The organism is Paenibacillus sp. GbtcB18, assembly GCF_019091125.1.
GTDB classification, from domain to species: Bacteria; Bacillota; Bacilli; order Paenibacillales; family NBRC-103111; genus Paenibacillus_F; species Paenibacillus_F chitinolyticus.
On record NZ_JAGXJX010000011.1, the window covers coordinates 117,336 to 142,726 of the forward strand.

Here is a 25,391-nt window from a genome sequence, read left to right on the forward strand (position 1 = left end):
TTTTGAACAGTTGCGGAAGAAATGCTTATCCAAGCAGGTTTCCGCGAGGGCTGTCCAACAAGAACAAAGACTAGGAGATGAAATGATGCGGGCAATGAGGATTTTGGCTTTATTCCTTACCTTAACTCTGGTATCGAGCAGCTTCGGCGCAATGAGCGCGATGGCGTTGGAAGTTACCAGCCTGGTGCTGAACAAAAACGAGCTTTCGCTGGAGGTAGGCGGCACCGCTTCCCTTACGGCAACCGCGGTTTACGACAGCGGCGCGACCGAGAACGTAACGGTTAAAACGGACTGGACCTCCGGTTCTCCGGAAATCGCATCCGTGTATGCGGGATCGGTTACGGCGAAGAAAGAAGGCAAAGCCGTCATTACGGCCACCCATAAAGGGAAAACGGTTATCGTCAACGTGACGGTAAACAAGCATGTCCGTTCCCTCATTAAAGACGTACAAACGATTGATTTGCGCAAAGGCAAATCCGAACAAATTAAACTGACGGCCTACTATGACGACGGTACGAACGAAGACGTAACGAAGAAGGCCGAATGGAACATCGACAACGGTTCCGTGGCTACGGTCGTCAACGGTCTCGTCACAGGTCAAAGCTCGGGTACGGCGATCGTATCCGCGAAATATAACAACCAGACCGTTTCCGTACCGGTCAGCATCGAAATCGCGAAGCGGGTAGATCCCGATAAATCGCAGATCTCCATGCTGCTGAAAGACTCGGAAGCGATCACGCTAATCGCGACTTATCCCGACGGTACTTCCGAGGATGTTTCGGACATCGCCGAGTGGGAATCCGACAACCCGAATGTGGCGGATGTGCTGAAAGGCAAAGTCACCGGGTATGGACCGGGTAAAGCTACGATCAAGGCAAGCTACGGCACGAAGTCGGCGGCTATCAAGGTAGACGTGGACAATGCCATCAAGCTGGACTTGGGCAAGGAAACGGTTCTGCTGAAGAAAAACGGCACGGAGCAGCTAAACCTGAAAGCGACTTATGCCGACGGCAGCTCCGATGATATTACGGCTCGTGCGGACTGGTCTTCGAGCGACGAGAATATCGTCAGCGTCGTCAAAGGCAAGCTGTTCGCGAATGCTACGGGCGAAGTGACCGTTACGGCCAAGTACGGCACGAAAACCGTTTCGGTCGTCGTAGACGTGGATGTTCCGAAGCGTCTGGAAGCCGAGAAGGATCCGTTGTTCCTGCAAACCGGCAAAGAGGAGCAAATCGTCCTGTGGGCGACCTTTGCCGACGATACGAAGGAAGACGTGGCGGATGAAGCCAAATGGACGGTCGACAACGAAGCGGTTGTCAGCGTGACGGACGGCAAAGTAACCGCGCGTAAAGCCGGAGAAGCCAACGTAACCGCGACTTACGGCGGCAAAACCGTCACGGTTAAAGTGTCGGTCGATATTCCGAACACGATCAAAGCTAGCACGAAGACCGTTAACTTCCAAGTGGGCAGCTACGAGAAGGTAACGCTGAACGCCATCTACAGCGACGGCAAGGTGGAAGATGTAACGGACAAGGCCGACTGGACCTCCAGCGCCTTGGACATCGCGGAAGTACGCAAAGGCGTGATCACCGGCGTAGGCACAGGTGCCGCGACAGTGACGGCGAAATACGGAACGAGAACGGCTGTCGTTCAAGTGTCCGTAGGGGTACTGAAAACGTTGACCACCGGCAGCAAGACGACCATTTCATTGAAAAAGACCGGTACTCAGGTGCTGGATCTGACGGCGACGTATTCGGACGGCACCAAAGAAGATGTGACGAAAGAAGCGGCCTGGACGAGCTCCAATGAGAAAGCGGCGACCGTAGATGCCGGTCTGGTAACGGGTGTCGCTTCCGGCGAGTCCACCATTACAGCCACTTTCAATAACAAGACGGTTACATTCAAGGTTCAAGTCGACATGGCGGACAAGCTGACGGCGAATCCGACGTTCCTGAATTTCGATCTCGGCGAGAACAAACTGATCACCCTTACGAGCACGGACGGCAGCGGAACGCCGAAAGACGTGACGAAAGAAGCGGAGTGGAGCTCCAGCAGCGCGGCAGTCGCCACGGTGGATAACGGTCTCGTGACTCCGGTTTCCCGCGGCAAAACGACGATCACCGCGAAGTACGGCGGCAAGACGGTTACGATTCCTGTCGAAATCGGCGTCGTTTCTACGCTTGAAGTGGACAAGCGTTTCGTGACGACCAAATCCGGATCGAGCGTTCAAATCAAAGTAACGGCGACCCTTTCGGACGGAAGCAAGAAAGACGTCACTTCGAGCGTCCTCTGGAAGTCCAGCAACTACAAAATTGCGGACGTGAGCGCAGGGAAAGTGACAGGCGTCAGCGCGGGAAGCACGACGGTTTCCGCCACGTTCGGCGGCAAGAGCATTTCGATTCCTGTCGATGTGGACAAATTGAAATACTTGCAAACCGATAAAGTTACCGTGGAGCTGAAAGCGGGAGCTACGGCAAAAGTGAAGGCCACGGCAACGTTCGAGGATCTGTCCGAGCAGGACGCTACGGTCCAGGCGCTGTGGAAATCTTCCAACATCCGTGTAGCGGATGTGAAGGACGGTATCATCCGGGCAACCGGCAAAGGCAAAGCCACGATTACGGTTACGTATGCGAAGAAATCGACCAAAGTCTACGTGACGGTCAACTAAACGAGTGAATGAAAAAAAGGACCCGCGGCAGCGGGTCCTTTTTCTGTACAGGCCGTTAAGATTTCCGGAGGGAATCGTAATGGTCCATGATACCTTTGTGAAGCGGATGATCTTCCGGAAGACCGGTTATGTCCGTCGCCGCTCTGCTCACGCCATTCTCGCGAATGGATGTTTGAAGCTCAACCGCCTCCGGATCGTCGGCATAGTCGAAGCGCAGGGCAGCGGCCATCGCTTTGGTCAAGCGGCCGGTTTCAAGCCCAAGCTCGTCAGCCAGCCGTGCCGGACGTACCAGGCGATCGTCCGGGGAAAGTTTGCGGATCGGGGATCGTCCGACCCGCACCACTTCATCCGTGAGGTACGGATTTACAAACCGTTCCAGAATTTTATCGATATAGCGGCGGTGCTCCGCGTCGTCGAAGCCGTATTTACGCACAAGCATGGCCCCGGTTTCATGAAGCACGCTGCGGACTTCGTCCAGAACGTCCTCGGCGGCCATCGCCTTCTGTATGGTTTCATAGCCCCGAAGGTAGCCGTGGTAAGCCGCGCTGCAGTGTCCCGTATTGACGGTGAACAGCTTCCGTTCAATGTAGGGCTCCAAATTGTCTGCCGCGTGAATGCCGGCAATTTCCGGGAAGCCGTTCAGCATGGCGGAACGGTCTACTACCCATTCATAGAAAGGCTCGACCGTTACCGCGAGCGGGTCCTCGTGCCGCTGAATCGGGACGATTCTGTCTACGGCCGCGTCGGGGAAAGCGATGAAGCGGTCCGCGAGTTCCTGCATATCCGCCGAGAGATGGCTGTACACATGCTCTTTGAGCCGGGTACTGCCTCCGATGGCATTTTCGCATGCGATGATATGAAGAGGAGACGTTGCGTCGGTCTGCAATCGCTTGGAGATGCCTTGCGCGATACCCGCGGCGATATGCTTCAAAACGGACACGCCGACCGCGGTAGTGACCAGGTCAGCTTCGGCTACGGCTTCCGCCACCTTGGAAAGATCGGTACCGTTAACGGCGGATACCTGCTTGACCACCGTCGCATCTTGTTGTTCATTGGCCAGGGTGACGGTATATTGTTTCTTTTTGTTCAGCAGGTTGACGAGGTCCGAATTGACGTCAACGAAGCAAACTTCAAAACCGGACTGGGATAGAAGCAAGCCGATAAAGCCTCTGCCGATATTGCCTGCTCCGAAATGGACCGCCTTCATGCCTGCATCCCTTGTTCGAAGATTTCGATGAGTTTTTCCGGCGTATCGGCATCCAGAATTTGCTTCATCGTATTTTCATCGGAAACGAGTTCCGCCACATTCGTCAAAATCTCCATATGCTCGTGGCCCGAAGCGGCTATGCCGATGACCAGATAAGCGGGTTCCCCGGCTCCGAAGTCGATTCCGTCCGGGACGATGGCGATGGACATTCCCGTCGATTGGACCATATGTTTGGAATCGCTCGTTCCGTGAGGAAGCGCCAGACCTTCTCCGAGGTAAGTGGACAGATCGTCTTCGCGTTCGATCATTTTTCCGATATATTCGGCAGGCACATGTCCGGCATCCACCAGCATTTGCCCCACGATGCGGATCGCTTCGTATTTGTCCGTGACCTTTACGTTCAGTTTTACTTTATCTGCGGCTAGAATACTCATGATGAAACTCTCCATTCCATTTTTAATTGTAAAAATTGCTCCAGCTCCCGGGAAAAGAACTGCTTAATCGGGTCTTTGTCGCCCGCTTGAAGCAGCGAGATCAACTCGGGGGAAAGCAGCAATCCGCTGATTTCGCTTAAAATTTCCAGGCTCTCTTTCGAGATTTCGCGTGGAGCCAGCATGAATAAAATGTGGTGAACCGGCTGTTCTTCCCCGGAGTCCGATTTCAAGTAGAGCGGTTCGCTCAACCGGAACAAGGACAAATAAGGATGGGGGACGGCGGTGCTTCTCGTATGAAAAAGGGCAAGCTCCGTATCCGATAGGAGCTGGCTCCCCTGAGCCTCCCTGTCGATCAACTGCTGCACGACCGGCTCAACGTCCGTTAATCCTCCCTGAAGCTCCGCGCGCCCGCACAGTCTATACAGAACACTTTTCAAATCGGTTCCGCCGGGCGGGATTTCTTCGGCGTAAACCTCGAAATGCTCGATCAGATGGATAATTTCCTCCACATATTTCTTTACGTTCCTCAGCCGGAGGAGCATATCGGAATCATGAGCGGCATCCCCTGTCCGGGAAATCTGCGCCGTTTCTTTCAGTGTGATAGTCTGGATAAAAGTACGCAGCTTCTCGGTTTCGTCCTTCGTAAGCAAGGGACTGAGCTTGATGTACCGGCTGGGATCGACGGGAAGATCGACCGTGGAGATGATCAGATCGTACTGATCTTCCGGATAGCGGGACGCTTCAAACCAGGAAGCGCGTCCGATAAGCTCGATTTGAGGCAGCTCCTTATTGATCCGCACCGCCAGCATTTTGGACGATCCGATTCCGCTGGTGCACACGAGAAGGGCCCGGACGTTGCGGGGAAATTCTTTGGCCCGTTCCAGTGAAACTCCGAAGTGAAGCACCAGAAAGCCGATTTCCTCGTCCGGAACGGCCAAATCCGGGTAAGTGCGGGTCATGGCCTGGCGAACCAAATCGAACAAACTCTCGTATTTCTTCCGGATCTGAGTCAGCAGGGGATTCCGGATAACGGTTCCGTCCCGGATCCGCTGCAGGGAGTGTCTCATATGGTGGACGAGCCCGTTCATCAGCGAACGGTCCTGGAGCAGCCCGATTCCGAGCCACTCTTCCATAAAGCGGATTAACCGGACGGCCGACTCGGCCAGCTGGAGATCGCCCGGCAGCAGCCGGTCATCGAGCTCCCGGTAAGGATTGTCCCAGCAGGCGAGTTCACGCGCGAGAAAGGCGCGTTCGGCCGGGGGAACCGGCATCTCCAGAAAGCCGAGGAAATAGCCGATTTTGTCATCCGGGTCTGCGGGCTCCTCGCCGGATGCCTCTTCCCGCGGCTTTATGAGCTTGCCCTCGCGGATTCGGGTAAGAGCGACGGACAGGCGGATAAGAAGCAGCGTGTATTCCGCTTCGGGCAATTTTTTCGGCCATCGGGTTTCCAGATGCCAGAGCGCTTTTTCCACCCGGAAGAAGACGTCGTCTTTGCCGAGAAGGGAAAGAAGCAGCCGGATGACGGGATCGGTGGCTGCGGAATCCCGCTTGCCGAACAATTCGGAGTCGCTCATATGCTCCCGGATCAACTCGGCAATCGCTCTTCGAATCGCCGGCTCCGGGCCGTCGATATGAACGCCGAAGCCTCTGCGGCGTTCCAGGTTCAGGCCCTTCTCTCGCAAGCCCTCCACGAGTTCGTCGAGGTCCGCCGTTACGGTCGGAACGGCCACTCGGAGGTCATGGGCGAGTGAAAACAGTTTGACGGGCTCACTGCCGCTCAACAGCCAGCCGAGAATGAGGACCTTACGCTCCTCGGAGGTATGGTGGCCTTTTTCCGGAGGTGTCAGACTCTGCTTTAATGCTTCCAGTTTCTCCGGGCTGCCTTCCAATCGAATGCCGAAGCCCGACCTTCTTACCAAGGAGATTCCGGCTTGCCGCAGAACGGCTTCTACATCGGCCAGCTCCCGGTGGACGGTTCTTGCGCTTACGTTAATTTCCCCGGCAATTTCCGCCGCAGTCACTTCGTCCTGTCTGCCCAGCAGAAAGTCAATGATCTGCCGTTGTCTTTTCGATACCTTCATATGGCATCATCCCTGTATTAGAAATGGCCGTAACGCCGACGGAAGCCGTCAGCGTTACGTGAACCCTTACTCCGAATCGCCCAGTCTTTTGACAAGCTCTTCATATTCGGGGCTTTTCAGAAAGTTGTCGATGGAAATATGTTCCGCTTTGGGGGCCTTTAACTTGGCCCGGTCGGTCAACGTTTTATGCGTAATCACAATGTCCGCGTCATCCGGAATTTCGCTGATCGCCGTGTTCGTCACGGTGACGGGAATGCCGGCCGCGTTGATTTTTTTGCGGAGGATCGAAGCGCCCATCGCACTGGAGCCCATTCCGGCGTCGCAGGAGAAGACGATTTTGGAAACTTCCGATTTACTTTTCCGATCGGAAGGGGCGGTAGCTTCTGCCGCGGATGCGCCAGCCGCCGCCGAAACGGAACCGGGATTGGCTGCAGCCGCGGCAGCCGGCGCGTTTTTCATTTCTTTCATTTTTTCGGTGGCTTCTTCGAGATCGTTTTCCTGCCCTTTGCGGCTCGTTTTAAGAAGCAGCGCGGCCACGGCGAAGGAGACGATCGTCGCCGTAAGGACACCGCTCAAGACAGCGAGCAGGCCGCCTTTCGGAGCCATGGCGATATAGGCGAATATACTGCCCGGAGAAGCGGTTGCGACAAGACCGGCATTGAACAGCGAGAAGGTGAACGTGCCGGTTACACCGCCGGCGATTGCGGCCAGAATGAGCCGCGGATTCATCAGGATGTACGGGAAATAAATTTCATGAATTCCACCGAAGAAGTGGATAATGGCCGAGCCGGGAGCGGACTGCTTCGCGGTTCCTTTGCCTACGAGCCAATAGGCCAGCAGGATGCCGAGACCGGGACCCGGGTTCGACTCCAGCATGAAGATGATGGATTTACCCGTCTGGGATGCCTGATCCAAAGCAATCGGGCTGAGCACGCCATGGTTGATCGCGTTGTTGAGGAACAACACTTTGCCGGGCTCGATAAGAATGTTCGCAAGCGGCAGCAGACCGGCATTGACGAGTACCTCCACACCGGCCGCAAGCATTTTGCTCAGGGCTTCTACCACGGGGCCGATGCCCGTGTAAGCCGCGAGAGCCAGGATGGCTCCGATAATGCCCGAAGAGAAATTATTCACGAGCATTTCAAATCCGGAGCGGATTTTGCCTTGCACCGCCTGGTCGAATTTCTTCAGAACCCATGCAGACAGAGGGCCGACGATCATGGCACCGATGAACATCGGAATGTCCGAGCCGACTACGACCCCCATGGTAGCGACCGCACCGATTACGCCTCCGCGGGCGCCGTGAATCATCTGTCCGCCGGTATACCCGATTAAGAGAGGAAGCAGGTACTTGATCATCGGGTCTACCAATTTGGCCATGTATTCGCTTGGAATCCAGCCGGTAGGAATAAATAAAGCTGTGATTAACCCCCAGGCAATGAATGCCCCGATATTCGGCATAACCATGCCGCTTAAAAACCTTCCGAAGCGCTGCACCCATACGCGCAGGCCGCCGGAAGCATTTTGCTGATTCGTCATTTCACTCATCCGGATGTCCTCCTTACCTATTTCCCTTCACCTGTATTTTCTGACAAAGGGGAGTGAAATAATCGTAAAATAAACCGTTTTCAACTACAACGAAAGGAAAACCAGGTTTCGTCATGAGGCTTGTTGACAACATTTGCTTAACGGTTAAGCCGGCCTGCGCGGGTAGGCGAGGCCACCGGGCGAAAGCCTTACGGCTCTAGGGAGTGTAAATGATGAGAGTAAACAGGCAGCGGAATTATTGGAAGAGATATAGCGTCGGATCGGTAAAATTAAAAGCAGAAATTGGATGAGGCATCGGGGTGAGGGGTAAGCGACATAGTTTAAATATATGCGCTTGTTTTTACCTTTTATTTCAAGGAGGAGTTTGGTATAAGCGACCGGAACGGGATGAAAACAGTCTTGTTGACAAGCCGGGAAATGAGGTGACTATCACATGGATCAAAAGCATCTGGCACCACATGAAACGATGGAAATTCACGAAATGCTAAATTTTAAAACGGTTGCCCTGACTAAATCTAAATTTATGCAGGGAATCGTTTTCGATAGGGATTTGAAAGCGGTGATGGAAAAAGACGTCCAGCAATCCGTCCAGGCCATTCAACAACTGCAGGGGCTTTATGCCAAAGCGCCTGTGCAGCAAACCATTTAACGCGGCTGCGCATGGAGAGCTTACCATGAATAATGATTATCTGGACCCCGTTAATTCCAGAGGAATGCCAAACCAGGCGGATGCGATGTTTGCGCACGACTTTCTGCTTACGGTCAAGAACGGGGTAAGAAACTGCGCTTTCGCGTTATCGGAGACGGCCACACCTGAGGTGCGCACGATTCTGATGGGCCAGCTTGAGCAGGCCATACAGCTTCACGAGGAAATCAGCAAGCTGATGATCGATAAGAAGTGGCTGCATCCGTACAATGTAAGCGAACAATTCCAGTTGGACCTGACTTCCGCACAGATGACCGTATAAATAGCGGGCATGAAATTATTCCCCGAAGATACGGCGCGCCTCGGCTTGTTTGCGGACCTGGAACATTAATTGGAGGAGGATATCGGATTATGAAAGCAGTCATAAATCCCCGATCCCGGCCGGTGGGGAAAGCGCCGGACAGGGCGAACGGAGACAGGTTCGGAGACGGATACGGTTACAGCGTATCGGCAGGCGAAGACGTGTTTTTTTTGTACGAGTGCTTCTCGATATACATTTCTTTATCCGCGGCTTCGATCACTTCGGCGGCGGACATGTCCGAGCCGGACCCTATATGGAAGAAACCGTGGCTGACCGAAACGGGAAAAGGAATGTCCGGTTCCCGGCTAAGAGCGAGCAGATCTTCGCGGATTCGGGTCCAGATAAGGTCGGCGGCGTCCGGTCGGGTATGGAGCACCAGGACGAATTCATCTCCTCCGTAGCGGAACAGATAATCTTCCGGCTCCAGATTTCTCTGCAGCACTTCGCACGCTTTGTTAATGAGCGAGTCTCCTTCGGCGTGACCGTAACGGTCGTTGACTTCCTTCAAATTGTTGATGTCGACGAAGCAGACGACCAGCTCGCCGCCCTGCTCTCTGCACTGGGCAAGTTCCTGCTGGAGAAGCGCCATCCCGTGCCCTCGGTTCAGCGCACCGGTCAGGGCGTCGAGGGACGCGTAGCGCGCCAGCTCGGCCTCGGCTTTTTTTAATTCCGTAATATCCGTAATCCCCGCGAGTACGCACGTTTCGTTGTCGTATATAATGAGCTCATAGTTGATCATGACCCATTTCTGAGATTGAGGCGATACGGACAACTGGCAGATACGGTTCTTGATGCTGTCTTTTTGCAGCAGCTCTCGGATGATCTCTTCCTTCTCCGTGCTGCTCGGATACGTAAAAGAGGCGTCGGCAGGCGTGCCGCTGTCCAGCGGAATTTGAAAAAAATGCGCGGCTTCCGCATTCAACTGTACGACGGTATTGTCCCGTATCCGGGACAGCACGAGCGGATAAGGATTGACGGAGAACAGCTTCCGGAAATGAATCTCGTTCTCCTGAAGCTTACGGGTGTTGATAAAATCTTTTTTTCTCAGGTTATACAAGGTAAGGACGATAAAGCACGCGATGATCGCCGTCCCCGTCGTATTGATTTGCTTGGTCAGCAGATCAAATTTGTCTTTGTTTGCCATAGAAAGAAGGACTAGGAACACCGGATGGTTAATTAATAGAATAACCAAAAAATTCTTAGGGTGTATGGGAAGGATTATGGCGGCACTCAGCAGAATGATGATATAGGCGTCAACGTTTCCGGTCAGACTTTGGCTGTTGATCGAAGACAGCATGCCGATAAATATATAGAGGGCCGTGTAGATAGTTACAAGGAGGCGCGGCCAGGTTCTTCGTGAAGAGGCTGTCTGATTCCGGAGCAGACGGTACAGGATGAGGAACAGAACCGATAGCAGCGTACTCAGCAAATGTATGCCGATGGAGCCGTATCTGTAAGCCTCGTCGGGAACGTCCAGGTAAAGGAAAAAATCCGCGTAGAAGTAATAAGGATAGACGGCAATCAGCAGTATGGAAACCAGTTTGATCCGGTGAAACAAGTGCCCGTGATGGGACTGGGCGAACAGCAGCGAATCACCGGTCTGTTTGGAGGGAAAGATCAATTCTCGCAAAGTACTCATCCTTCTTTATCTGCTATACAATATGAATCATTTTATCACAAAAAGCGGAAAGGCCGATTCTTTTTTCGGCGGATTTACGAGAAGAAAAAAATAGAAAAACCCTTTCCCACTAAAAGTGAAAAAGGGCTTGAATTTGAAGAGAAGCTGTGATAAAATCACAAGTACTTATTTTTTAGCTAGATATTTAGAATATATCATAATTTCATCTTGGTGTCAATACTCATAATTATAGCAGTTGCGGTTGCGATCATTACCCGGAGCTTTGGCGGGTGCAGACGAAGAGAACGACAATGCACTGGACGTGATTCCGGTTTCGGGAAGCAGGGGGCTGAGCATATGACAAAAGATCAACACACAGGAACAGAAGCAGGACAATTCCAACCGGTACTAGATCCGTTTATGAAACCGGGGAAAGACGACTCCCGGGAGGCGGAGCAGGGCGGGCAGCAGGATGACCTGTCTTTGCCGCATGGCATCCGTATGGATGATCCCGTACGTATGTACCTGAAAGAAATCGGACGTGTAGGGCTTCTTTCGGCTGAGGAGGAAGTCAATATCGCCAAGCGGATCGAGCAGGGCGACGAGGAAGCGAAGCGTATTCTCGCGGAAGCGAATCTCCGTCTGGTCGTCAGCATCGCCAGAAGATACGCGGGCCGCGGGATGCTTTTCCTTGATCTGATCCAGGAAGGCAATATGGGACTGATGAAGGCCGTCGAGAAGTTCGACTATACCAAAGGATATAAATTCAGCACCTATGCGACCTGGTGGATCCGTCAGGCCATCACCCGCTCCATCGCCGACCAGGCGCGCACGATCCGTATTCCCGTTCATATGGTGGAAACGATCAACAAGCTGAGCCGCGTATCGCGCGAGCTTCTTCAGGATCTCGGACGGGAGCCCTCTCCCGAGGAAATCGCCAAAGAGATGGAGCTCAGCGTAGAGAAGGTCCGCGAAATTATGAAGATCGCCCAGGAGCCGGTGTCGCTTGAAACCCCTGTCGGCGAAGAAAGCGACACGAACCTGGGAGATTTCATCGAGGACCAGGACGCGATGGCTCCGGCCGACGCCGCCGCGTTCGAGCTGCTGAAGGTGCAGCTGGAGGACGTGCTCGACACGTTGAGCGAGCGGGAGGAGAACGTGCTGCGCCTGCGCTTCGGGCTCGACGACGGGCGTACCCGCACGCTGGAAGAGGTCGGTCAGGTATTCGGCGTTACCCGCGAAAGAATCCGCCAGATCGAGGCGAAGGCTCTGCGCAAGCTTAGACATCCGAGTCGCAGCAAACGGTTGAAGGATTTTCTGGACGAATCATAAGAGCAGGGGGATGAAAAGCATGACTGCAGGATTTGTCATCCGCTGTCTGAACTGCGGAGAAGAACATAAAGTGGTGCCCGGCCAGCGTGCTTACCGGGATGAGCGCATCGTGTTCGGCACGGACAATTACGGCGCCGATCAGATTTCTTGCGAATGCGGGAACGCTCTGGAGGAGCACAGCGAATACAAGGGCGAAGCGTTTCACAGCGAGTTCGTCGTGAAATGGCGGGATTTATCCGGCAAAGAACCGGTCAACCGAACGAATAACATCTGAACGAATAAAGCCGTTCCGGCAGGGCATTTTCCCGGTCCAGGTACTCGCGCGAGGCGCGGGTATCTCCCGGCGGAAATGCTTTTTTTGTTGAAGCGAAAGAAAGAGGGTTGCATAGTCCGGCCGTTCTGTGGAAAAATTAGCAGGGATTAAAGCCCGCCTGGCGAAGGACGGGAAATTAACGGCAAGGAGACGGAGTCCGATGATTCATTTGTATACACATAACGATCTGGACGGAGTGGGCTGCGGCATTCTCGCCAAATGCGCGTTCGGGGAAGAAGCGGAGGTTCGGTACAACTCCGTGGAAGGACTGAACGTCCAGGTCCAGAAGTTTCTGGAACTTGTCCGGCAGGGAAAGGCCAAGCACGAGTACCTCTACATTACAGACTTGTCTGTTAACGAGCAGAACGAGCAGGAGCTGAACGAATACGCGCAATCCGGCGGCAAAATCAACATGATCGACCACCATAAGACGGCGCTGCACTTCAATGCGTATCCATGGGCGGCGGTTACCGTGGCATATCCCGACGGCAGGCTCGCTTCCGCGACGTCTCTGTTTTACGAGCATCTGCTCCGGAACGGGTTTTTGAAAGCGACTCCGGCGCTGGATGAATTCGTCGAGCTGGTCCGCCAGTACGACACTTGGGAATGGGAGGCGAACGGCAACGCGCAGGCCAAGCGGCTGAACGATTTGTTCTACCTCGTGTCCATTGACGAATTCGAGGAGAAAATGGTGCCCCGCCTTCTGGGAAGCGAACCGTTCGCTTTTGATGATTTCGAAGAAAAAATTCTGGATATGGAAGAGAGTAAAATCGAGCGCTATATCCGGAGAAAACGCCGGGAAATCGTCCAGACCTTCATTCACGATTACTGCGTAGGCATCGTCCACGCGGAATCGTATCATTCCGAGCTGGGCAACGAGCTGGGCAAGGAATACCCGCATCTGGACTACATCGCGATTCTGAATATGGGCGGCAAACGCGTCAGCTTCCGGACCATCCACGATCACGTGGATGTTTCCCAGGTGGCGGGTCGCTACGGCGGCGGCGGTCATGCGAAGGCTTCGGGCTGCTCGCTGACCGACGAGGTGTATCCGGCTTATGTGGCCAAGCCGTTCTCCGTCGAGCCGATCCGCACGGACGCTTTCCGTAACTATTACAACGTGAAAAACAGCAGCTTCGGAACGCTGTATGAAGGCCGCAGCGACACGCGGTTTTTCCTTTATCCCTTTGACGGAAAGTGGAAGATGGAGATTAACGGCGAAGAAGTCGACGCTTCGTACGAAACGTACGAGGAAGCCGAGCGTTTTATTAAACGGCACTATGCCGCGTGGCTGGTCCGCGATGACGCGTTCGTGAAATTTCTGATGAAGCATTTCAGAAAAGAAACTTGAGCCTTGCGGCAGGGCACGATAGAAAGAAGGCATACCTCGACGGGTATGTCTTTTTTTGTACGGAAAAAAGCGTTGATGCCGTAAACCATTCACGTCCCGAAACACCGGCACAAGTTAAAAGTTAACGGCCTTAAGGGGATTATCGTGCGGGCAGCAGGGGTAAGTTGTACACATAACGGGCGGGAAAACTTCCGTGAATGGCGCTTTCTGCCGGGGGAGCCGCCCCGTAAATTTTTTTCGGAAGGGGAGAGGGCAGTGAGAAGAAAAATTCTCATCACGGGAGCGTCCGGAAAAATCGGCAGCACGCTGCTGGACGGGCTGGGGAGCCTGGACCGTTACGACATCACGGGGGCCGATCTGGAAGCCGATGAAGAGGCCGGGATCGTACGGTTGGATGTGACGGATGCGGACCGGCTGGAGGAACTGACGAAAGGCGCGGATACGATTCTGCACATCGCCTGGGCCGAGGACGACGAGGATTTCCTGGGGAAAGTGCTGCCGGTCAACGTGACGGGCGCTTACCGGCTCTATGAAGCCGCACGCAAGAACGGAGTGAAGCGGGTCATCTTTGCCAGCTCCAATCATGCGACGGGGTTTTACAAGGTCGGGGAGGATGTGGAGGTTACGGATCCTTACCGGCCGGACAGTTTTTACGGACTCAGCAAATGTTATATCGAGCTGCTCGGACGCTTATATGCGGATAAGTACGGCATTTCGTCCTTCAATATGCGGATCGGCAATTTTCCCGGCGATGACCGCCCTCATTCCGAGCGTTCGGCTCACATCTGGATCTCGTCCCGGGACATGGTGCAGCTTGCCGAGCGCTGTATAGAAGCGGATGCGTCGATGAAGTACCTCGTTCTCTACGGAACGTCGGCGAACACAGGCAATTATTACGATATCGGCTATTTAAAAGAACTGATCGGCTACGCTCCGCAGGACGATTCCGCCGTGCTGATGGAGGAAGCCAGGCAGCGGCGCGAGACCATCAAGGAGGATGAAACTCCTTTCCAGGGAGGAAGCTTCGTGGATAAGAAGCCTTCCTAGGAAGAGGGCCGAAGTTACAAGCCGCGTGTAACTTTAGCTGTATCCGCAGCCGGACCCGGCTCTCGGCCCGCCAGTCATGCAGGCATAAACGTAACCCCCGGTATAGGGAATACCGGGGGTTACGCGGTTTGAGCATGCCGGCGCCGATGGCGGTGGAGTTTTCCGCACCGTGCGAAGCTCCCGGCGCGCGGTGCTCGGCATCACATGACGGTGGTCAACCACAATGGGTCTTCCGGCTCCCTCAGATCCCGAAATATCCGATCGCCACGCCGCCGTAAATGAACGCGGCAATGATTACGAACGCCGGATGGATTTTGCGCCTCTGCATGGCCCAATAGGCGACGGCGGCAATGCCGAGCGACTGCCAGATACCGATGGATTGGACGGAGCCCTCGGCCATCTGCCAGGTCAGCACGACCATCATGACGGCGATGACCGGCTGGACGAGCAGCGTCATGCCTTTCACGACGGAGGACTGCCGGTGCTTCTGAAGCAGCTTCAGAAGCACGATCAGCGCGATCGCCGAAGGAACGACCGTCGCGGCTATGGCGACGGTCAGCCCGAACCAGCCGGCGACGTCGTAGCCCACGTATGCGGCGATCTTCGTCGCGATCGGCCCGGGCAGCGTGTTGCCCAGCGCCAGGATGTTGGAGAACTGGCGGTCGTCCGCCCAGTGATAATGCGTGACAACCTCCTGATACACAAGGGGAATGGAGGAGGGGCCTCCTCCGTAACCGAGGACGTTGGAGACGAAAAAACCGATCAGCAGGTTCAGCCAGTCCTCCATCATGAGCCGTCCTCTTTTCCGTCATCCGGTGTCCCGCGTTTGCCCAGCCTGCCGCGCAGCCAGCGGATGGCCTTAAAATGAAACGCCCCGTAGGCCAGGAAAACGATGATCACAATCGCCGCGTGGATTTGAATAATTTCGAGCATCAGCAGCGACAGCGCGAAAAATCCGAAGCCCGCCGGCTTGCCGAGCCCTTTGACGGCCCGTTCGGCGAACTCGTAGGCCATCAGGCCGATCATCACGGCCACGACCGGGATGACGGCGGCGATCATCCCCTGCACGACGGCGGAGCTGCTCAAGTAGCCAACCACGGAAAGCAGCGCGATCATCGCCAGCGACGAAGGCAGAATATGCGCGACAACGGCGACGATAGCGCCGGAAGTGCCTTTCTGCCGGTAGCCGAGGTAGGCGGCGATCTTCGTCGCGATCGGACCCGGGAGGGCGTTGGCGAGGGCCAGTATTTCGCCGAATTCTTCGTCCTCCATCCAGCCGTAATGATTGACGGCCTCGTAGCGGATCAGCGGAATGACGGACGGCCCTCCGCCGTAGCCGAGAATGCCGGTTTTGACCATGGCCGTGGTCAGTTCGTAGTAGGGCTTTCGCACGCGGGAAGCTTGTTCCATCTTACAACCTCATTCCCATGCGGCTTTTGAACCGGGTAATCAGCACTTGGCAGTCCACACTCGTAATGCCAGGCAGCGGGTACAGCTTTTCCTTCAGGAACAGCTCCATCTCATGGTGGTTCGTAAAAAGCCCGTGCATATGCAGCTTACTCGGACCCGTCATATGATAGAGACTCGTCACCGAAGGCTCTTCCGCCAGCTCGTCGGCCACTTGGTACAGAAACTGGGGCTCTACCTCCACGTTAAAAAAAGCGGAGACCCCGATCCCGATTTTCTCGGGATTGATGACCGCGGTAAATCTTTCGATTACTCCCGTTTCCATCAGAGCTTGTATCCGTCCTTGGACGGCAACGCGCGATAACCCGATATCTTTGGCCAGGTCGGTATAGGAGATGCGGCCGTTGGCGTTCAAGGCCCGGATAATTTTGCGGTCGGTTTCGTCGATTCCCGCGGATTTGGTTTCCGGCGGATCTTGGGTGTTCATTTTCGGATCGTCTCCCTTCTTTTCGTTTATTCGACATATTGAATGATGAATGATTATAAAAGTTTCGTTATGTAAGAATATATACGCATTTGATTTCGTTTTCAAACTTTTTTTATGAAAAATCGCGGTGTCCGCATGAAAATAAACAGGTTTATTTTCCGGCACGACGGAGCTGCCGGGTCTGGAAGTTTCGGTTTCGGGGCTCTCGGGCCCGGGAAAACCAGGGAGGTTGTTCCGGGCCCGAGAGCCATACTGCGGCCATTCCGGAGCGGACCGGGAGCTTCCCCTTAGCTCTCTTGCCGGAACCGGTGTACGAGTCGCGAGATTGCGGAGGAAGGAGAGGAACAAGTCACCGTCCGGTTAGTTTGACCGGAAAGAGGCCGCCGCATGAAAGAGCAGGCCGAAAAGACCCGGCAGCAAAACCGGGTCTCCCGCGCCGCCCTTTACAAAGCGGCCTGCGCTTCCGCAAACTGGCTGTTCCACAGAGCGCTGTAAGCGCCGCCCCGCCGCATAAGCTCGTCATGGCTGCCGGTCTCGACGATACGGCCTTTGTCCATGACGCAGATCCTATCGCAGTGCCGCACTCCGCTCAGCCGGTGAGAGATCATCACTGTCGTGATGCCGAGGCCGGCCGCCAGCGAGGAAACGGCTTTCTCGGTGACGGCGTCCAGGCTGCTGGTCGCTTCGTCCATCAGAAGCAGGTGGGGCTTCTTCATGAGCGCCCTCGCTATCGAAAGTCTCTGGCGCTGCCCTCCCGACAGGTTGGAGCCGTTCTCTTCCAGCACCGTCTCGTAATGCTGGGGAAGCGAGGCGATGAAGTCGTGAATCTGCGCCTGCTTGCAGACTTCCGCGACTTCTTCCAGGGAAGGCTTGGGATCGAGTCCCAGACACAAGTTGTCGTAAACCGTGCCGTGGTAGAAAAACGTTTCCTGCGGCACATACGCGATCCGGCTGCGAAGGATACCGGCGGGGATTTCGCGCAGATCGTGTCCGCCAATCTCGATGCTTCCCTGCTCGGCTTCGAAAAATTTCATCAGCAGCTTCAGCAGACTCGTTTTGCCGGAGCCGCTCGGTCCGACCAGAGCCGTCGAGGAACCCTCGCGTATCGTGAGGGTTACATCGTCTAAGGTAAGGGGCCTGCTTCCGTAGCGGTAAGAGAGATTGCGGATCAGCACATCTCCCCGCAGGTCCAAGGCGTTCCCGGAGACGGGGGATTCATCCGGCGAAAGTTCTTTTTCCGGCGCCAGATCCATGTATTCACCCAGCCTGGAGGCGGCGACATAGGCCGACTGGAGAACGGGCTGAAGGTCGATCAGCCGCTGCAGCGGGCTTAGAAAATAGGCCAGGAGCATGTTAAAGGTAATGAGCTGGCCGGCCGTGATTTGCCCTTCCAGCACCTGACGGGCGCCTATCCATAGTAGGACGATTCCGCTGATAAGCTGGAGGGCCGTTTTCAACGCCGACTGGACGTTGTTCATCAGACCGTACTTAAACGCCGTAGCCAGAAAAGCTTCGTATTTCGCCCTTGCGGCTTCTTTTACCTCTCTTTGTGCCGTGGAGGCTTTAACGGTCTCGATCCCTTTAATGGATTCGATCACATAGGAAGTCAGCTCGGCATTTTCTCTCATCATCTTCCGGTTATACCGGTCGAAAAATCCGCGAAAGCCCGCCATAATCAGCACATACACCGGGACGAGCAGCAGCGTAAGGCCGAAGAGGAGCGGGTTTTGAATATAGAGGACTGCAGCCGCTATCAGCAGCGTCAGGGAATCGACCGCGATATGAAGAGAGGCTTCGGAGAGCGCGTCCCGGACGTTCGAGGCGTCGGTCAGCCTTGAGGTGATTTCACCCGTTTTGCGCGAACTGAAAAAGCTCATCGGGAGCGAAATGACGTGATTGTAATAGTCCAGCACAAGACTGCGGTCGATCCGCTGGACGAGATACAGGAACAGATGATTTCTCGCGAAGTCAAGAAGGGTCTGGACCGCATAGAGGACAATGATGCCGACCGAAACGAGCGTGAGCGTGCCTTGCAGCTTTTCGGCCATAATCGTGTCGAGCAGTATTTGAAAATAAAAAGCGCCGGCCATGCCAATCGCCGTTACGAGAAGCGAGGCCGCAAGAATCGGCAGGAGAAGCTTCCGGTTGCGGCGGAGCAGGGGGAAGAAACGCTTCGCAGCGCCCGTCAACCGGCTGCCGGGTTTGAAGCTTTCGCCGGGTGTCAGCAGAATAAGCACGCCGGTCCACAGGCTCAGGAATTCTTCCGTTTTGTAGGTCCGCATTCCTTCGGCCGGATCGGCTGCAAGGACTTTATCGGGCGTAATCTTGTAGATCACGATATAATGCTGGACTTCCCTGTCGATCACATGCGCGATAGCCGGAAGCTCGAACCCGGCGAACAGAGCCGGGGCATCGCCTTTTACCGCTTCGGCAGTGAAGCCGAGCTTTCCGGCCCCCTGCACGATGCCGTACGCGTTCGTCCCCGTATGATCCGTACCGCAGGCTTCGCGGATTAGGGATAGCGGCATTTTCAGACCGTAATAACGGGCCACGGCGGCCAGGCAGGCGGGGGCGCAATCTTTCCGGTCGTGCTGCCGGACACAAACCGGTTTTCGGCTTAACCTCAACATAATCACGCCTTCCTACAGCAGGTTCTTACTTTTACATAACCCGTTAAAGAGAGATTAATAACATGTTTTATAATAACTAAAACCGTTAAATAATTGGATAATATATCCAAATAACGATTAAATTTTGGAACTCCGGGTTAAATAGAGACGAGGTTATTCAACCTACTTCGGAAAGGAGAACTTACAATGAAAACACTCAAAAGTAACCACTCTTTCACCAAGCTGGATGGAACCGAAATGATGAACGTCAACGGCGGCGACTGGAGAGACCATGCGCGCTGGACGGCTGACTTCATACGGGGCCTCTTCTCGAATCCCCTCGGCTGCGGACTCGGGGATGTGACCGGAGGCAACAGCAAACCGGCGAAGGGCTGCTCGCCTTATCCGGCGAAGAACAGCAACTGCTAATCAGGAAACGGGGCGGGGCCGGTTAACCGGCCCTGTTTTTTCATATCGCTAACCCGGGTAAAAATCCCGGTATAAAGATTCAAGAGGCGGAGGAGTGAGCGTATGACTACGATGGACCGGGATTGGCTGAACGCGTACCGATACAATCTCCCTTTCTTTGAAAACCTACATAAGGAGCTGCTTCATTCCGCGGAAGAGTCCCGGAACCCGGGGCCGGAGCAAGCTTTCGAAGAGCCACGGGCTCAAGCGGAGCCGGGGATGCCGCTCCCGCTCACCGGGCCTGTCCATCCGGCACAACCGTCCGGCGCGGACGGGCGTGCGGAGAACCTGCTCCGCCGGGTTGAAGAGCGGATTACCCTGCTGGAAAAGGTGAGGGAATGCTCGGATGAGCTTGCCTCCCTCATCGGAGAAGAACCGCCTCACATGAGGGAAGAATTAGCGGCGCTGAGCGGCAGCGAATACGCAGAGCTGCTTGAGGATCTGCTCCGGCCGGGCCGGGCGTCGATATCGGTCGTCATTCCCGTCTTCAACGAAGAACGGTGTATCGCGCGCTGTCTCGACAGTGTGCATGGGCTGGCTGACGAGATCATCGTTCTCGATACGGGATCGACGGACGGCACGGTCGACATAATTCGCGGCGGCTACCCGCATGTCCGGATCGAATTTGCGGAATGGCAGGACGATTTTGCCGAAATCCGCAACCGGCTGAATGACCTGGCTTCCGGAGACTGGATCTTCCAGTTGGATGCGGACGAAGCCTTGATCGGCGACGGGGCGGAGCTTAGAGCTTTTTTGCGGCTGTTCTACGATTGTCCGGCCGAAGCGCTGGTCGTCTCGCCCAAAATCGTCAACCATGACGGCTCGGAATTGACGCTGACCCGCAGAATATACCGCCGGGAAGACGGGCTTCGCTACTACGGCGTCATTCATGAGGATCTCCGGAGGGAGATGGACGAAAGAGGCGCGGATCTGCGGCATCTTATGACGAATTTCACGCTGTCCCACGACGGGTACGAGCCGAAGGTGATCAAAGCGAAGAACAAGCACGAGCGGAACATCCGGCTGGAAGAGCAGATGGTGTCCAGAGAGCCGGATAACATCCGGTGGCACTATTTTCTGGCGCGGGAAAAGCAAGAAGCGGGATATCCCGACCATGAAGTCGTGGAGGGAATCCGCGAGGGGCTCCGGCTAAGGGGAACGCGTACGGAGCCGGACCATTTCCATCTGCGCAGCCTGCTGCTTCTGGCCGGTATTCTGGATAGACAGCCTCAATACAACGAGCCGCTGAATGCCCTGGCGGAGGAAATCAATGCGATCTATCCCGATTGCACCGACGGGCTGTACTATCTGCTTCTGCATGAGTATACGGATGGCACGGGGAATCTGGTGACCCGGGCCGAATCAGGTCTGAACCGGTTGAAACAGCTGGAGCATCCGTATTCTCTGCTGCACCCCAGAAGCGATCACGTCACGTGTCTGATCGGGGAGATATTTATGGCGGCCGGACAATACAAGCGGGCGTTCCATCTCTACTCCCTGATCTCTGACGAAAGAATCCTCCAAGACCTCCGGGAGAGGCTGGGCGGGCTTCAGGAGGAGATAGCCGCATTTTTGGAAGGATGATACGAACAGAACATCCGCATTAACAAGGTTTCTGCGCCGAGGACAAGCTGCCGGCACGGAGGCCTTTTTTTCTATAATCATTCGTACTCTTGTAGGAACGGTCCGCCCTCTGGGATAATGGGGGTGTAACGAGAACCGGGAAACAGACGGAACTTATTTTAGCGATGAAAAAGAGAGGGGAACCGCATAATGGTTTTATTTGCGGAAGCAACCATTGCCGGGCTGCAGCATGCCATGGAAAAGGGAGAATGCACGTCGTTCCAACTGGTCCGGTATTATATGGAACGGATCGCGGCGTTCGATCAGCAGGGGCCCGGCATTAATTCAGTCCTGGAGCTGAATCCGGACGCTCTGCATCTGGCGGAGGCGGCAGATGCAGAGAGGCGGATCGGACAAGTACGCGGACCGCTCCACGGCATTCCCGTCCTGCTCAAGGACAACATTCAGACGGCGGATAACATGCATACAAGCGCGGGTTCCCTTGCGCTCAAGGATCATTACGCCGGGGAAGACGCCTTCCTTGTCAAAAAGCTGAGAGAAGCCGGGGCGATTATCCTCGGCAAAGCGAACATGACGGAGTGGGCCAATTTCATGGCTGATGATATGGTTTCCGGCTACAGCTCCCGCGGAGGCCAGGTGCTGAACCCGTACGGGGCGGACCTGTTCGCCGGCGGATCGAGCACGGGAAGCGGCGCCTCCGTCGCCATCGACGTCACGACGGTTGCCGTCGGAACCGAGACGTCGGGCTCCATTCTCAGCCCGGCGATCCACAACTCCGTCGTCGGCATCAAGCCGACGCTGGGGCGCATTTCGCGAAGCGGCATCATTCCGCTCGCGCACAGCCAAGACACCGCCGGACCGATGGCCCGGACGGTGGCGGACGCCGCCGCGCTGCTTAGCGTGCTCTGCGGGTACGACCCGCAGGATGCGGCGACAGGCAGCGCGGCAGGCTTGGAAGAGCCGGACTTTACCGTCCATCTGGACAAGGACGGCTTGAAAGGCGCGCGGATCGGCGTTCCGCGCAGCGAGCACCTGGACCCGCTCACCGATGAGGAGCGGGAGCTTTTCGAAGGCCTGCTGGAAGAAATCCGGGAGGCGGGCGCGGTTATCGTCGATCCGGTGGAGATTCCTTCGCTGGAAGAGCTGTCCGGTCACCATTCGAAGGTGTTCTACTACGAGTTTAAGGCGGGTATCAATGCGTATCTGAGCAGGCTTCCTGACGGACTGCCGGTGCATACGCTAGCGGAGCTGATCGCCTTTAACGAGGCCCATGCGGACGAAGCGCTGAAGTACGGGCAGCAGGTGCTGATCCGGTCGGAAGCCACTTCGGGCAAGCTGACCGAACCCGAATATCTGCTTCACCGGCTGGCCGACCTTCGCTTGTCCCGGACGGAGGGGATCGACTTCGCGATGCGGGAGCATCAGCTCGATGCGCTGCTGTTCCCCAACACGGCGGGCGACGAGATCGCGGCGAAGGCCGGTTATCCGTCGATCGCGGTGCCGGGCGGGTACTTGCGGAGCGGGATGCCTTTCGGCGTGATGTTCACGGGTGGAGCCTTCGCGGAAACCGTGCTCATCAAGCTGGCTTACGCCTTCGAGCAGCTTCGCCCGCGCAGGAAGCCGCCGGTGCTGGGTTAGCGTCAGCGGAGGGAACGACGCCGGCAGAGGCGCTGGGCAGAGGCGATTGGCAGGGACACGACACAGAGACACCGAGCAGAGACGCCACGCCGTGACACCGAGCAGAGACGCCACGCCGTGACACCGAGCAGAGACACCACGCAGGGACAGCATGAAGATGCACCACGCATAGGCGCTGGGCAGAGACACGGCGCAGAGAAGATATGCAGAGACACCGCGCAGAAACATTGTCCGGGACTTCAAGCTTCTGTCCATTCTGCAAACAAATCAGGCCCTTGCCTCAGGCTGCAAACAAAACCCCCGCGGGTTAATCCGCGGGGGTTTCTTGTTTTCCGGCCAGCACGTCTTCGAGATAAGTCTTGTTGGCCAAAGCCTGGCGGTCACCGGGGCGGTACTCCAGCACCGTCTCGTTGTACCGGTGCGCCAGCTCGTGTTCGCCTAGACGGTCATAGCAGACGCACAGCTGCAGATGCGGGAGCCAGGTCGAGCAGGCGACATGGGTCAGCGCCCACGAATCCGTATGCTTACCCGCCTGTAAAGCGGCCTCATACCAGTACGCGGCGGTGCGGTACTCCTTTTTCCGTAAAAAGACGTAGCCCAGCCGGCAGCAAAATTCAGCGCGGGGGCTTGCGTAGAGGAACGAGCGGAATACGCTGTCCAGCTCCCGTTTCTCGTCCCCGAGCGCGTGAAAACAGTCCGCCAGCCTGCCGCATGCGGAGATGTTGTCCTCGATCCAGCCGTTCCCGGTTCCGAGAAACTCCTCGTAATAATGGATGGCCCGGTTGTACATCCGGTGGTCTTTCAATTCGTTGGCGAAATAAAACAAGTCCCTCGGGGAGAAGGTTTCTCCCTGGGCCAGCCGGTTTTCGTAAATGCGCAAATTGCGGCCGCTGTCGTGGTGCAGAGCCCGGTGGGTGACGGCGATATCCGTCGTCCGGACATTTCCGTGGACTTCCAGATATTCATGCACGGGCCCGTGCCAGAGAAAGCCGCAGCTTCTCTTGACGAGGCGGTTGCGCCGGATACTGGCGGATACTTGGCCGAATTCGTCAAAAGCGAGGTTGTAAACCATATTAACCGCGTCCACGGAAGGTTCCAGGGTTTTCTTGAGCGAGGCGAGCTTGATGCGGTCGGGCTCCTCGAATACGTCGTCCGCGTCCAGCCAGAGAATGTACTCTTTTTCGGCCAGACTGAACGAATAATTGCGGGCGGCGGCAAAATCGTCGATCCACCGGAAATGATGGACGCGGTCCGTAAACTCCCGCACGATGGAGACCGTCCGGTCCGTGGACCCCGTATCCACGATGACGATCTCGTCCACGAGATCCGCTACGGACGCAAGACAGCGCCCGATATGATCTTCTTCGTTCTTCACGATCATGCAAAGGCTGATGGTAGGCACGACAATCCCTCCCGAAGGTTGCTTGTAGCATCCTATTCAGCTTGCGGAAGGGTGTGACGGGCTGTCCGCCTGCCGGGCCATGCGCTGCCGTCAAAGCGGAGAGAACCCGGGATGCGAATTAAGCCCGCGGATGCGGATTGAGCCGTGACAGGCTGCGGACGGGACTTGAACCTAGGGCCTTCGGGCCAGGAGCGTGACGGACTGCCGGCCGGTACTAAACAATCCAACGAAAAATCGTGGATTGCGGCCAAGGTCGGTCGTCGTGCAGTTAAAAGACTGGACGAAACGGACCGGCAGCCTGACTCAGCCGCAATCGCGTGGCGACCCGCCAAAGGGCTTGCCTTGCAGGCGTGTGTCTGCATGCCTCAATAGAATGCGCCGCATGGGCGTCGTCCGGCGGAGAAGTTTACCGGGACGGAACATCGGCGCCTTTTTCCCCGAGTACCTGCTCCACTTTGGTGATATGCTGCTCCATACGCGCCGAGGCCTCCTGGGGCTGCCGGGAACGGATGGCGTCGAAAATGGCCTGATGCTCGCGCAGCAGACGCTCCGCCGATGAACGCTCGGCGTAAAACCAGAGCGCCCGCGTGTCTTTCATGCTGTCGTGCAGCTTCTGCGAAAGCGACGCCATCAGATCGGCCAGCACGGGATTGTGCGTGGCGGCGGCGATCTGTTCATGGAAGCGGACATCCGCCTGCTCGCTCAGCGCTTCGTCGCCGAGATGCTCCTCCATGCTGCGGAGGGTCTCCGCGAGCGCGGCGAGATCATCCTCCGTCCGGCTGAGGGCGGCAAGAGAGGCGCAGCCGGTCTCCAGCACCCGCCGGACCTCGAGGATGTGCCGCAGCGATTCGGCACGGCCGACCCATTCCGGGCGCAGCAGGCCCGGGTGCGGGGGCTCGGAAGGAAGCGCCTTGACGAAGGTGCCGCCGCCCTGCCGGATATCGAGCAGGCCCATGGCCTTCAGGACGCTCAGCGCTTCGCGGATCGTGGAACGGCCCACGCCGTACTGCGCGGCAAGGTCCACGACGGAAGAGAGGCGGTCGCCGACGGCGAGCCGTCCTTCCTCCAGCTGCTTCCGGAGATCGTTTAACACCCATTCATGACTTTTAAGCGGCCGTCCGTTCGTATTTACATCCATTGTTAAGCCCCCGTGTTAAAAATTTTATTTTCCGGCTTCCGGTTGATTTATT

At 56.0% G+C, this 25,391-nt stretch carries 21 protein-coding genes and 1 pseudogene; 11 read left to right on the plus strand and 11 right to left on the minus strand.

The window, feature by feature from the left end; translation table 11 throughout:
- Nucleotides 1-82 precede the first annotated feature (82 nt).
- Nucleotides 83-2,668 carry an Ig-like domain-containing protein gene (locus KVT34_RS25605; protein WP_217562399.1) on the plus strand — a complete coding sequence of 862 codons (2,586 nt, stop codon included), beginning with the start codon at nucleotides 83-85 and terminating at the stop codon, nucleotides 2,666-2,668.
- A gap of 55 nt (nucleotides 2,669-2,723) precedes the next feature.
- Here KVT34_RS25605 and KVT34_RS25610 read toward each other — a convergent pair whose 3' ends face one another.
- The 4 genes from KVT34_RS25610 to KVT34_RS25625 all read right to left on the minus strand — a co-directional run bounded on the left by KVT34_RS25610 (nucleotide 2,724) and on the right by KVT34_RS25625 (nucleotide 7,929).
- The gene (locus KVT34_RS25610) at nucleotides 2,724-3,875 is read right to left on the minus strand and encodes a mannitol-1-phosphate 5-dehydrogenase (protein WP_217562401.1); all 1,152 of its coding nucleotides are present in this window, start codon (nucleotides 3,873-3,875) and stop codon (nucleotides 2,724-2,726) included.
- On the minus strand, nucleotides 3,872-4,309 hold the full coding sequence (locus KVT34_RS25615) for a PTS mannitol transporter subunit IIA (RefSeq protein WP_217562403.1): 438 nt from the start codon (nucleotides 4,307-4,309) through the stop codon (nucleotides 3,872-3,874). Before KVT34_RS25615 ends, KVT34_RS25610 begins: the two co-directional genes overlap by 4 nt.
- On the minus strand, nucleotides 4,306-6,390 hold the full coding sequence (locus tag KVT34_RS25620; protein WP_217562405.1) for a BglG family transcription antiterminator: 2,085 nt from the start codon (nucleotides 6,388-6,390) through the stop codon (nucleotides 4,306-4,308). Before KVT34_RS25620 ends, KVT34_RS25615 begins: the two co-directional genes overlap by 4 nt.
- A 66-nt stretch (nucleotides 6,391-6,456) precedes the next feature.
- Nucleotides 6,457-7,929 (minus strand): PTS mannitol transporter subunit IIBC, encoded by a 1,473-nt coding sequence (locus tag KVT34_RS25625; RefSeq protein WP_483311456.1) that lies wholly within the window; start codon nucleotides 7,927-7,929, stop codon nucleotides 6,457-6,459.
- A 442-nt stretch (nucleotides 7,930-8,371) separates the two neighbouring features.
- On the opposite strand from KVT34_RS25625, the gene KVT34_RS25630 reads away from it, so the two are divergent.
- Both KVT34_RS25630 and KVT34_RS25635 read left to right on the plus strand, forming a co-directional pair.
- Complete coding sequence (locus KVT34_RS25630) at nucleotides 8,372-8,587, plus strand: spore coat protein (protein WP_217562409.1); 216 nt, start codon at nucleotides 8,372-8,374, stop codon at nucleotides 8,585-8,587.
- A 25-nt stretch (nucleotides 8,588-8,612) separates the two neighbouring features.
- Nucleotides 8,613-8,903 (plus strand): annotated as a pseudogene (locus KVT34_RS25635) (spore coat protein); the annotation flags it as partial.
- 178 nt (nucleotides 8,904-9,081) lie between these two features.
- On the opposite strand, the gene KVT34_RS25640 reads toward KVT34_RS25635, so the two are convergent.
- Nucleotides 9,082-10,584: a sensor domain-containing diguanylate cyclase gene (locus KVT34_RS25640; protein ID WP_254635140.1), complete on the minus strand. Its 1,503-nt coding sequence runs from the start codon at nucleotides 10,582-10,584 to the stop codon at nucleotides 9,082-9,084.
- Between the two features lie 399 nt (nucleotides 10,585-10,983).
- Here KVT34_RS25640 and rpoD point away from each other — a divergent pair, with 399 nt between their 5' ends.
- The 4 genes from rpoD to KVT34_RS25660 all read left to right on the plus strand — a co-directional run bounded on the left by rpoD (nucleotide 10,984) and on the right by KVT34_RS25660 (nucleotide 14,606).
- Nucleotides 10,984-11,895, plus strand: coding sequence for an RNA polymerase sigma factor RpoD (rpoD, locus tag KVT34_RS25645; protein WP_217562510.1), 912 nt, complete (start codon nucleotides 10,984-10,986; stop codon nucleotides 11,893-11,895).
- A gap of 19 nt (nucleotides 11,896-11,914) precedes the next feature.
- Nucleotides 11,915-12,169 (plus strand): hypothetical protein, encoded by a 255-nt coding sequence (locus tag KVT34_RS25650; protein ID WP_254635141.1) that lies wholly within the window; start codon nucleotides 11,915-11,917, stop codon nucleotides 12,167-12,169.
- A gap of 199 nt (nucleotides 12,170-12,368) precedes the next feature.
- Nucleotides 12,369-13,559, plus strand: coding sequence for a DHH family phosphoesterase (locus tag KVT34_RS25655; RefSeq protein WP_217562413.1), 1,191 nt, complete (start codon nucleotides 12,369-12,371; stop codon nucleotides 13,557-13,559).
- Between the two features lie 255 nt (nucleotides 13,560-13,814).
- The gene (locus KVT34_RS25660; RefSeq protein WP_217562415.1) at nucleotides 13,815-14,606 is read left to right on the plus strand and encodes an NAD-dependent epimerase/dehydratase family protein; all 792 of its coding nucleotides are present in this window, start codon (nucleotides 13,815-13,817) and stop codon (nucleotides 14,604-14,606) included.
- A 241-nt stretch (nucleotides 14,607-14,847) separates the two neighbouring features.
- Here the strand turns inward: KVT34_RS25660 and chrA are convergent, their stop codons facing one another.
- The 4 genes from chrA to KVT34_RS25680 all read right to left on the minus strand — a co-directional run bounded on the left by chrA (nucleotide 14,848) and on the right by KVT34_RS25680 (nucleotide 19,130).
- The gene (gene chrA / locus KVT34_RS25665) at nucleotides 14,848-15,393 is read right to left on the minus strand and encodes a chromate efflux transporter ChrA (protein WP_302695561.1); all 546 of its coding nucleotides are present in this window, start codon (nucleotides 15,391-15,393) and stop codon (nucleotides 14,848-14,850) included.
- Nucleotides 15,393-16,016 carry a chromate efflux transporter ChrB gene (gene chrB, locus KVT34_RS25670; protein WP_217562419.1) on the minus strand — a complete coding sequence of 208 codons (624 nt, stop codon included), beginning with the start codon at nucleotides 16,014-16,016 and terminating at the stop codon, nucleotides 15,393-15,395. Before chrB ends, chrA begins: the two co-directional genes overlap by 1 nt.
- A gap of 1 nt (nucleotide 16,017) precedes the next feature.
- Nucleotides 16,018-16,500 carry a chromate efflux transcriptional regulator ChrS gene (gene chrS, locus KVT34_RS25675; protein ID WP_217562421.1) on the minus strand — a complete coding sequence of 161 codons (483 nt, stop codon included), beginning with the start codon at nucleotides 16,498-16,500 and terminating at the stop codon, nucleotides 16,018-16,020.
- 443 nt (nucleotides 16,501-16,943) lie between these two features.
- The gene (locus KVT34_RS25680; protein ID WP_217562423.1) at nucleotides 16,944-19,130 is read right to left on the minus strand and encodes a peptidase domain-containing ABC transporter; all 2,187 of its coding nucleotides are present in this window, start codon (nucleotides 19,128-19,130) and stop codon (nucleotides 16,944-16,946) included.
- Between the two features lie 186 nt (nucleotides 19,131-19,316).
- On the opposite strand from KVT34_RS25680, the gene KVT34_RS25685 reads away from it, so the two are divergent.
- The 3 genes from KVT34_RS25685 (at nucleotide 19,317) to KVT34_RS25695 (ending at nucleotide 22,799) form a co-directional block, all read left to right on the plus strand.
- Nucleotides 19,317-19,538: a bacteriocin-type signal sequence gene (locus KVT34_RS25685; RefSeq protein WP_217562425.1), complete on the plus strand. Its 222-nt coding sequence runs from the start codon at nucleotides 19,317-19,319 to the stop codon at nucleotides 19,536-19,538.
- A gap of 102 nt (nucleotides 19,539-19,640) precedes the next feature.
- The gene (locus KVT34_RS25690) at nucleotides 19,641-21,161 is read left to right on the plus strand and encodes a glycosyltransferase family 2 protein (RefSeq protein ID WP_217562427.1); all 1,521 of its coding nucleotides are present in this window, start codon (nucleotides 19,641-19,643) and stop codon (nucleotides 21,159-21,161) included.
- 189 nt (nucleotides 21,162-21,350) lie between these two features.
- On the plus strand, nucleotides 21,351-22,799 hold the full coding sequence (locus KVT34_RS25695) for an amidase (protein ID WP_217562429.1): 1,449 nt from the start codon (nucleotides 21,351-21,353) through the stop codon (nucleotides 22,797-22,799).
- A gap of 307 nt (nucleotides 22,800-23,106) precedes the next feature.
- Here the strand turns inward: KVT34_RS25695 and KVT34_RS25700 are convergent, their stop codons facing one another.
- Nucleotides 23,107-24,201, minus strand: coding sequence for a tetratricopeptide repeat-containing glycosyltransferase family 2 protein (locus KVT34_RS25700; protein WP_217562431.1), 1,095 nt, complete (start codon nucleotides 24,199-24,201; stop codon nucleotides 23,107-23,109).
- 144 nt (nucleotides 24,202-24,345) lie between these two features.
- Here KVT34_RS25700 and KVT34_RS25705 point away from each other — a divergent pair, with 144 nt between their 5' ends.
- Complete coding sequence (locus KVT34_RS25705; protein ID WP_217562433.1) at nucleotides 24,346-24,573, plus strand: hypothetical protein; 228 nt, start codon at nucleotides 24,346-24,348, stop codon at nucleotides 24,571-24,573.
- A 34-nt stretch (nucleotides 24,574-24,607) separates the two neighbouring features.
- Here KVT34_RS25705 and KVT34_RS25710 read toward each other — a convergent pair whose 3' ends face one another.
- Nucleotides 24,608-25,339 (minus strand): FadR/GntR family transcriptional regulator, encoded by a 732-nt coding sequence (locus KVT34_RS25710; RefSeq protein ID WP_217562435.1) that lies wholly within the window; start codon nucleotides 25,337-25,339, stop codon nucleotides 24,608-24,610.
- Nucleotides 25,340-25,391: the final 52 nt, after the last annotated feature.

Coding starts and splice junctions, on each gene's coding strand:
- KVT34_RS25685 (WP_217562425.1), top strand. CDS start 19,317: ATGAAAACACTCAAAAGTAACCACTCTTTCACCAAGCTGGATGGAACC.
- KVT34_RS25630 (WP_217562409.1), top strand. CDS start 8,372: ATGGATCAAAAGCATCTGGCACCACATGAAACGATGGAAATTCACGAA.
- KVT34_RS25650 (WP_254635141.1), top strand. CDS start 11,915: ATGACTGCAGGATTTGTCATCCGCTGTCTGAACTGCGGAGAAGAACAT.
- KVT34_RS25680 (WP_217562423.1), bottom strand. CDS start 19,130: ATGTTGAGGTTAAGCCGAAAACCGGTTTGTGTCCGGCAGCACGACCGG.
- KVT34_RS25640 (WP_254635140.1), bottom strand. CDS start 10,584: ATGAGTACTTTGCGAGAATTGATCTTTCCCTCCAAACAGACCGGTGAT.
- KVT34_RS25625 (WP_483311456.1), bottom strand. CDS start 7,929: ATGACGAATCAGCAAAATGCTTCCGGCGGCCTGCGCGTATGGGTGCAG.
- chrS (WP_217562421.1), bottom strand. CDS start 16,500: ATGAACACCCAAGATCCGCCGGAAACCAAATCCGCGGGAATCGACGAA.
- KVT34_RS25620 (WP_217562405.1), bottom strand. CDS start 6,390: ATGAAGGTATCGAAAAGACAACGGCAGATCATTGACTTTCTGCTGGGC.
- KVT34_RS25655 (WP_217562413.1), top strand. CDS start 12,369: ATGATTCATTTGTATACACATAACGATCTGGACGGAGTGGGCTGCGGC.
- KVT34_RS25615 (WP_217562403.1), bottom strand. CDS start 4,309: ATGAGTATTCTAGCCGCAGATAAAGTAAAACTGAACGTAAAGGTCACG.
- chrB (WP_217562419.1), bottom strand. CDS start 16,016: ATGGAACAAGCTTCCCGCGTGCGAAAGCCCTACTACGAACTGACCACG.
- rpoD (WP_217562510.1), top strand. CDS start 10,984: ATGAAACCGGGGAAAGACGACTCCCGGGAGGCGGAGCAGGGCGGGCAG.
- KVT34_RS25690 (WP_217562427.1), top strand. CDS start 19,641: ATGACTACGATGGACCGGGATTGGCTGAACGCGTACCGATACAATCTC.
- chrA (WP_302695561.1), bottom strand. CDS start 15,393: ATGGAGGACTGGCTGAACCTGCTGATCGGTTTTTTCGTCTCCAACGTC.
- KVT34_RS25710 (WP_217562435.1), bottom strand. CDS start 25,339: ATGGATGTAAATACGAACGGACGGCCGCTTAAAAGTCATGAATGGGTG.
- KVT34_RS25605 (WP_217562399.1), top strand. CDS start 83: ATGATGCGGGCAATGAGGATTTTGGCTTTATTCCTTACCTTAACTCTG.
- KVT34_RS25610 (WP_217562401.1), bottom strand. CDS start 3,875: ATGAAGGCGGTCCATTTCGGAGCAGGCAATATCGGCAGAGGCTTTATC.
- KVT34_RS25695 (WP_217562429.1), top strand. CDS start 21,351: ATGGTTTTATTTGCGGAAGCAACCATTGCCGGGCTGCAGCATGCCATG.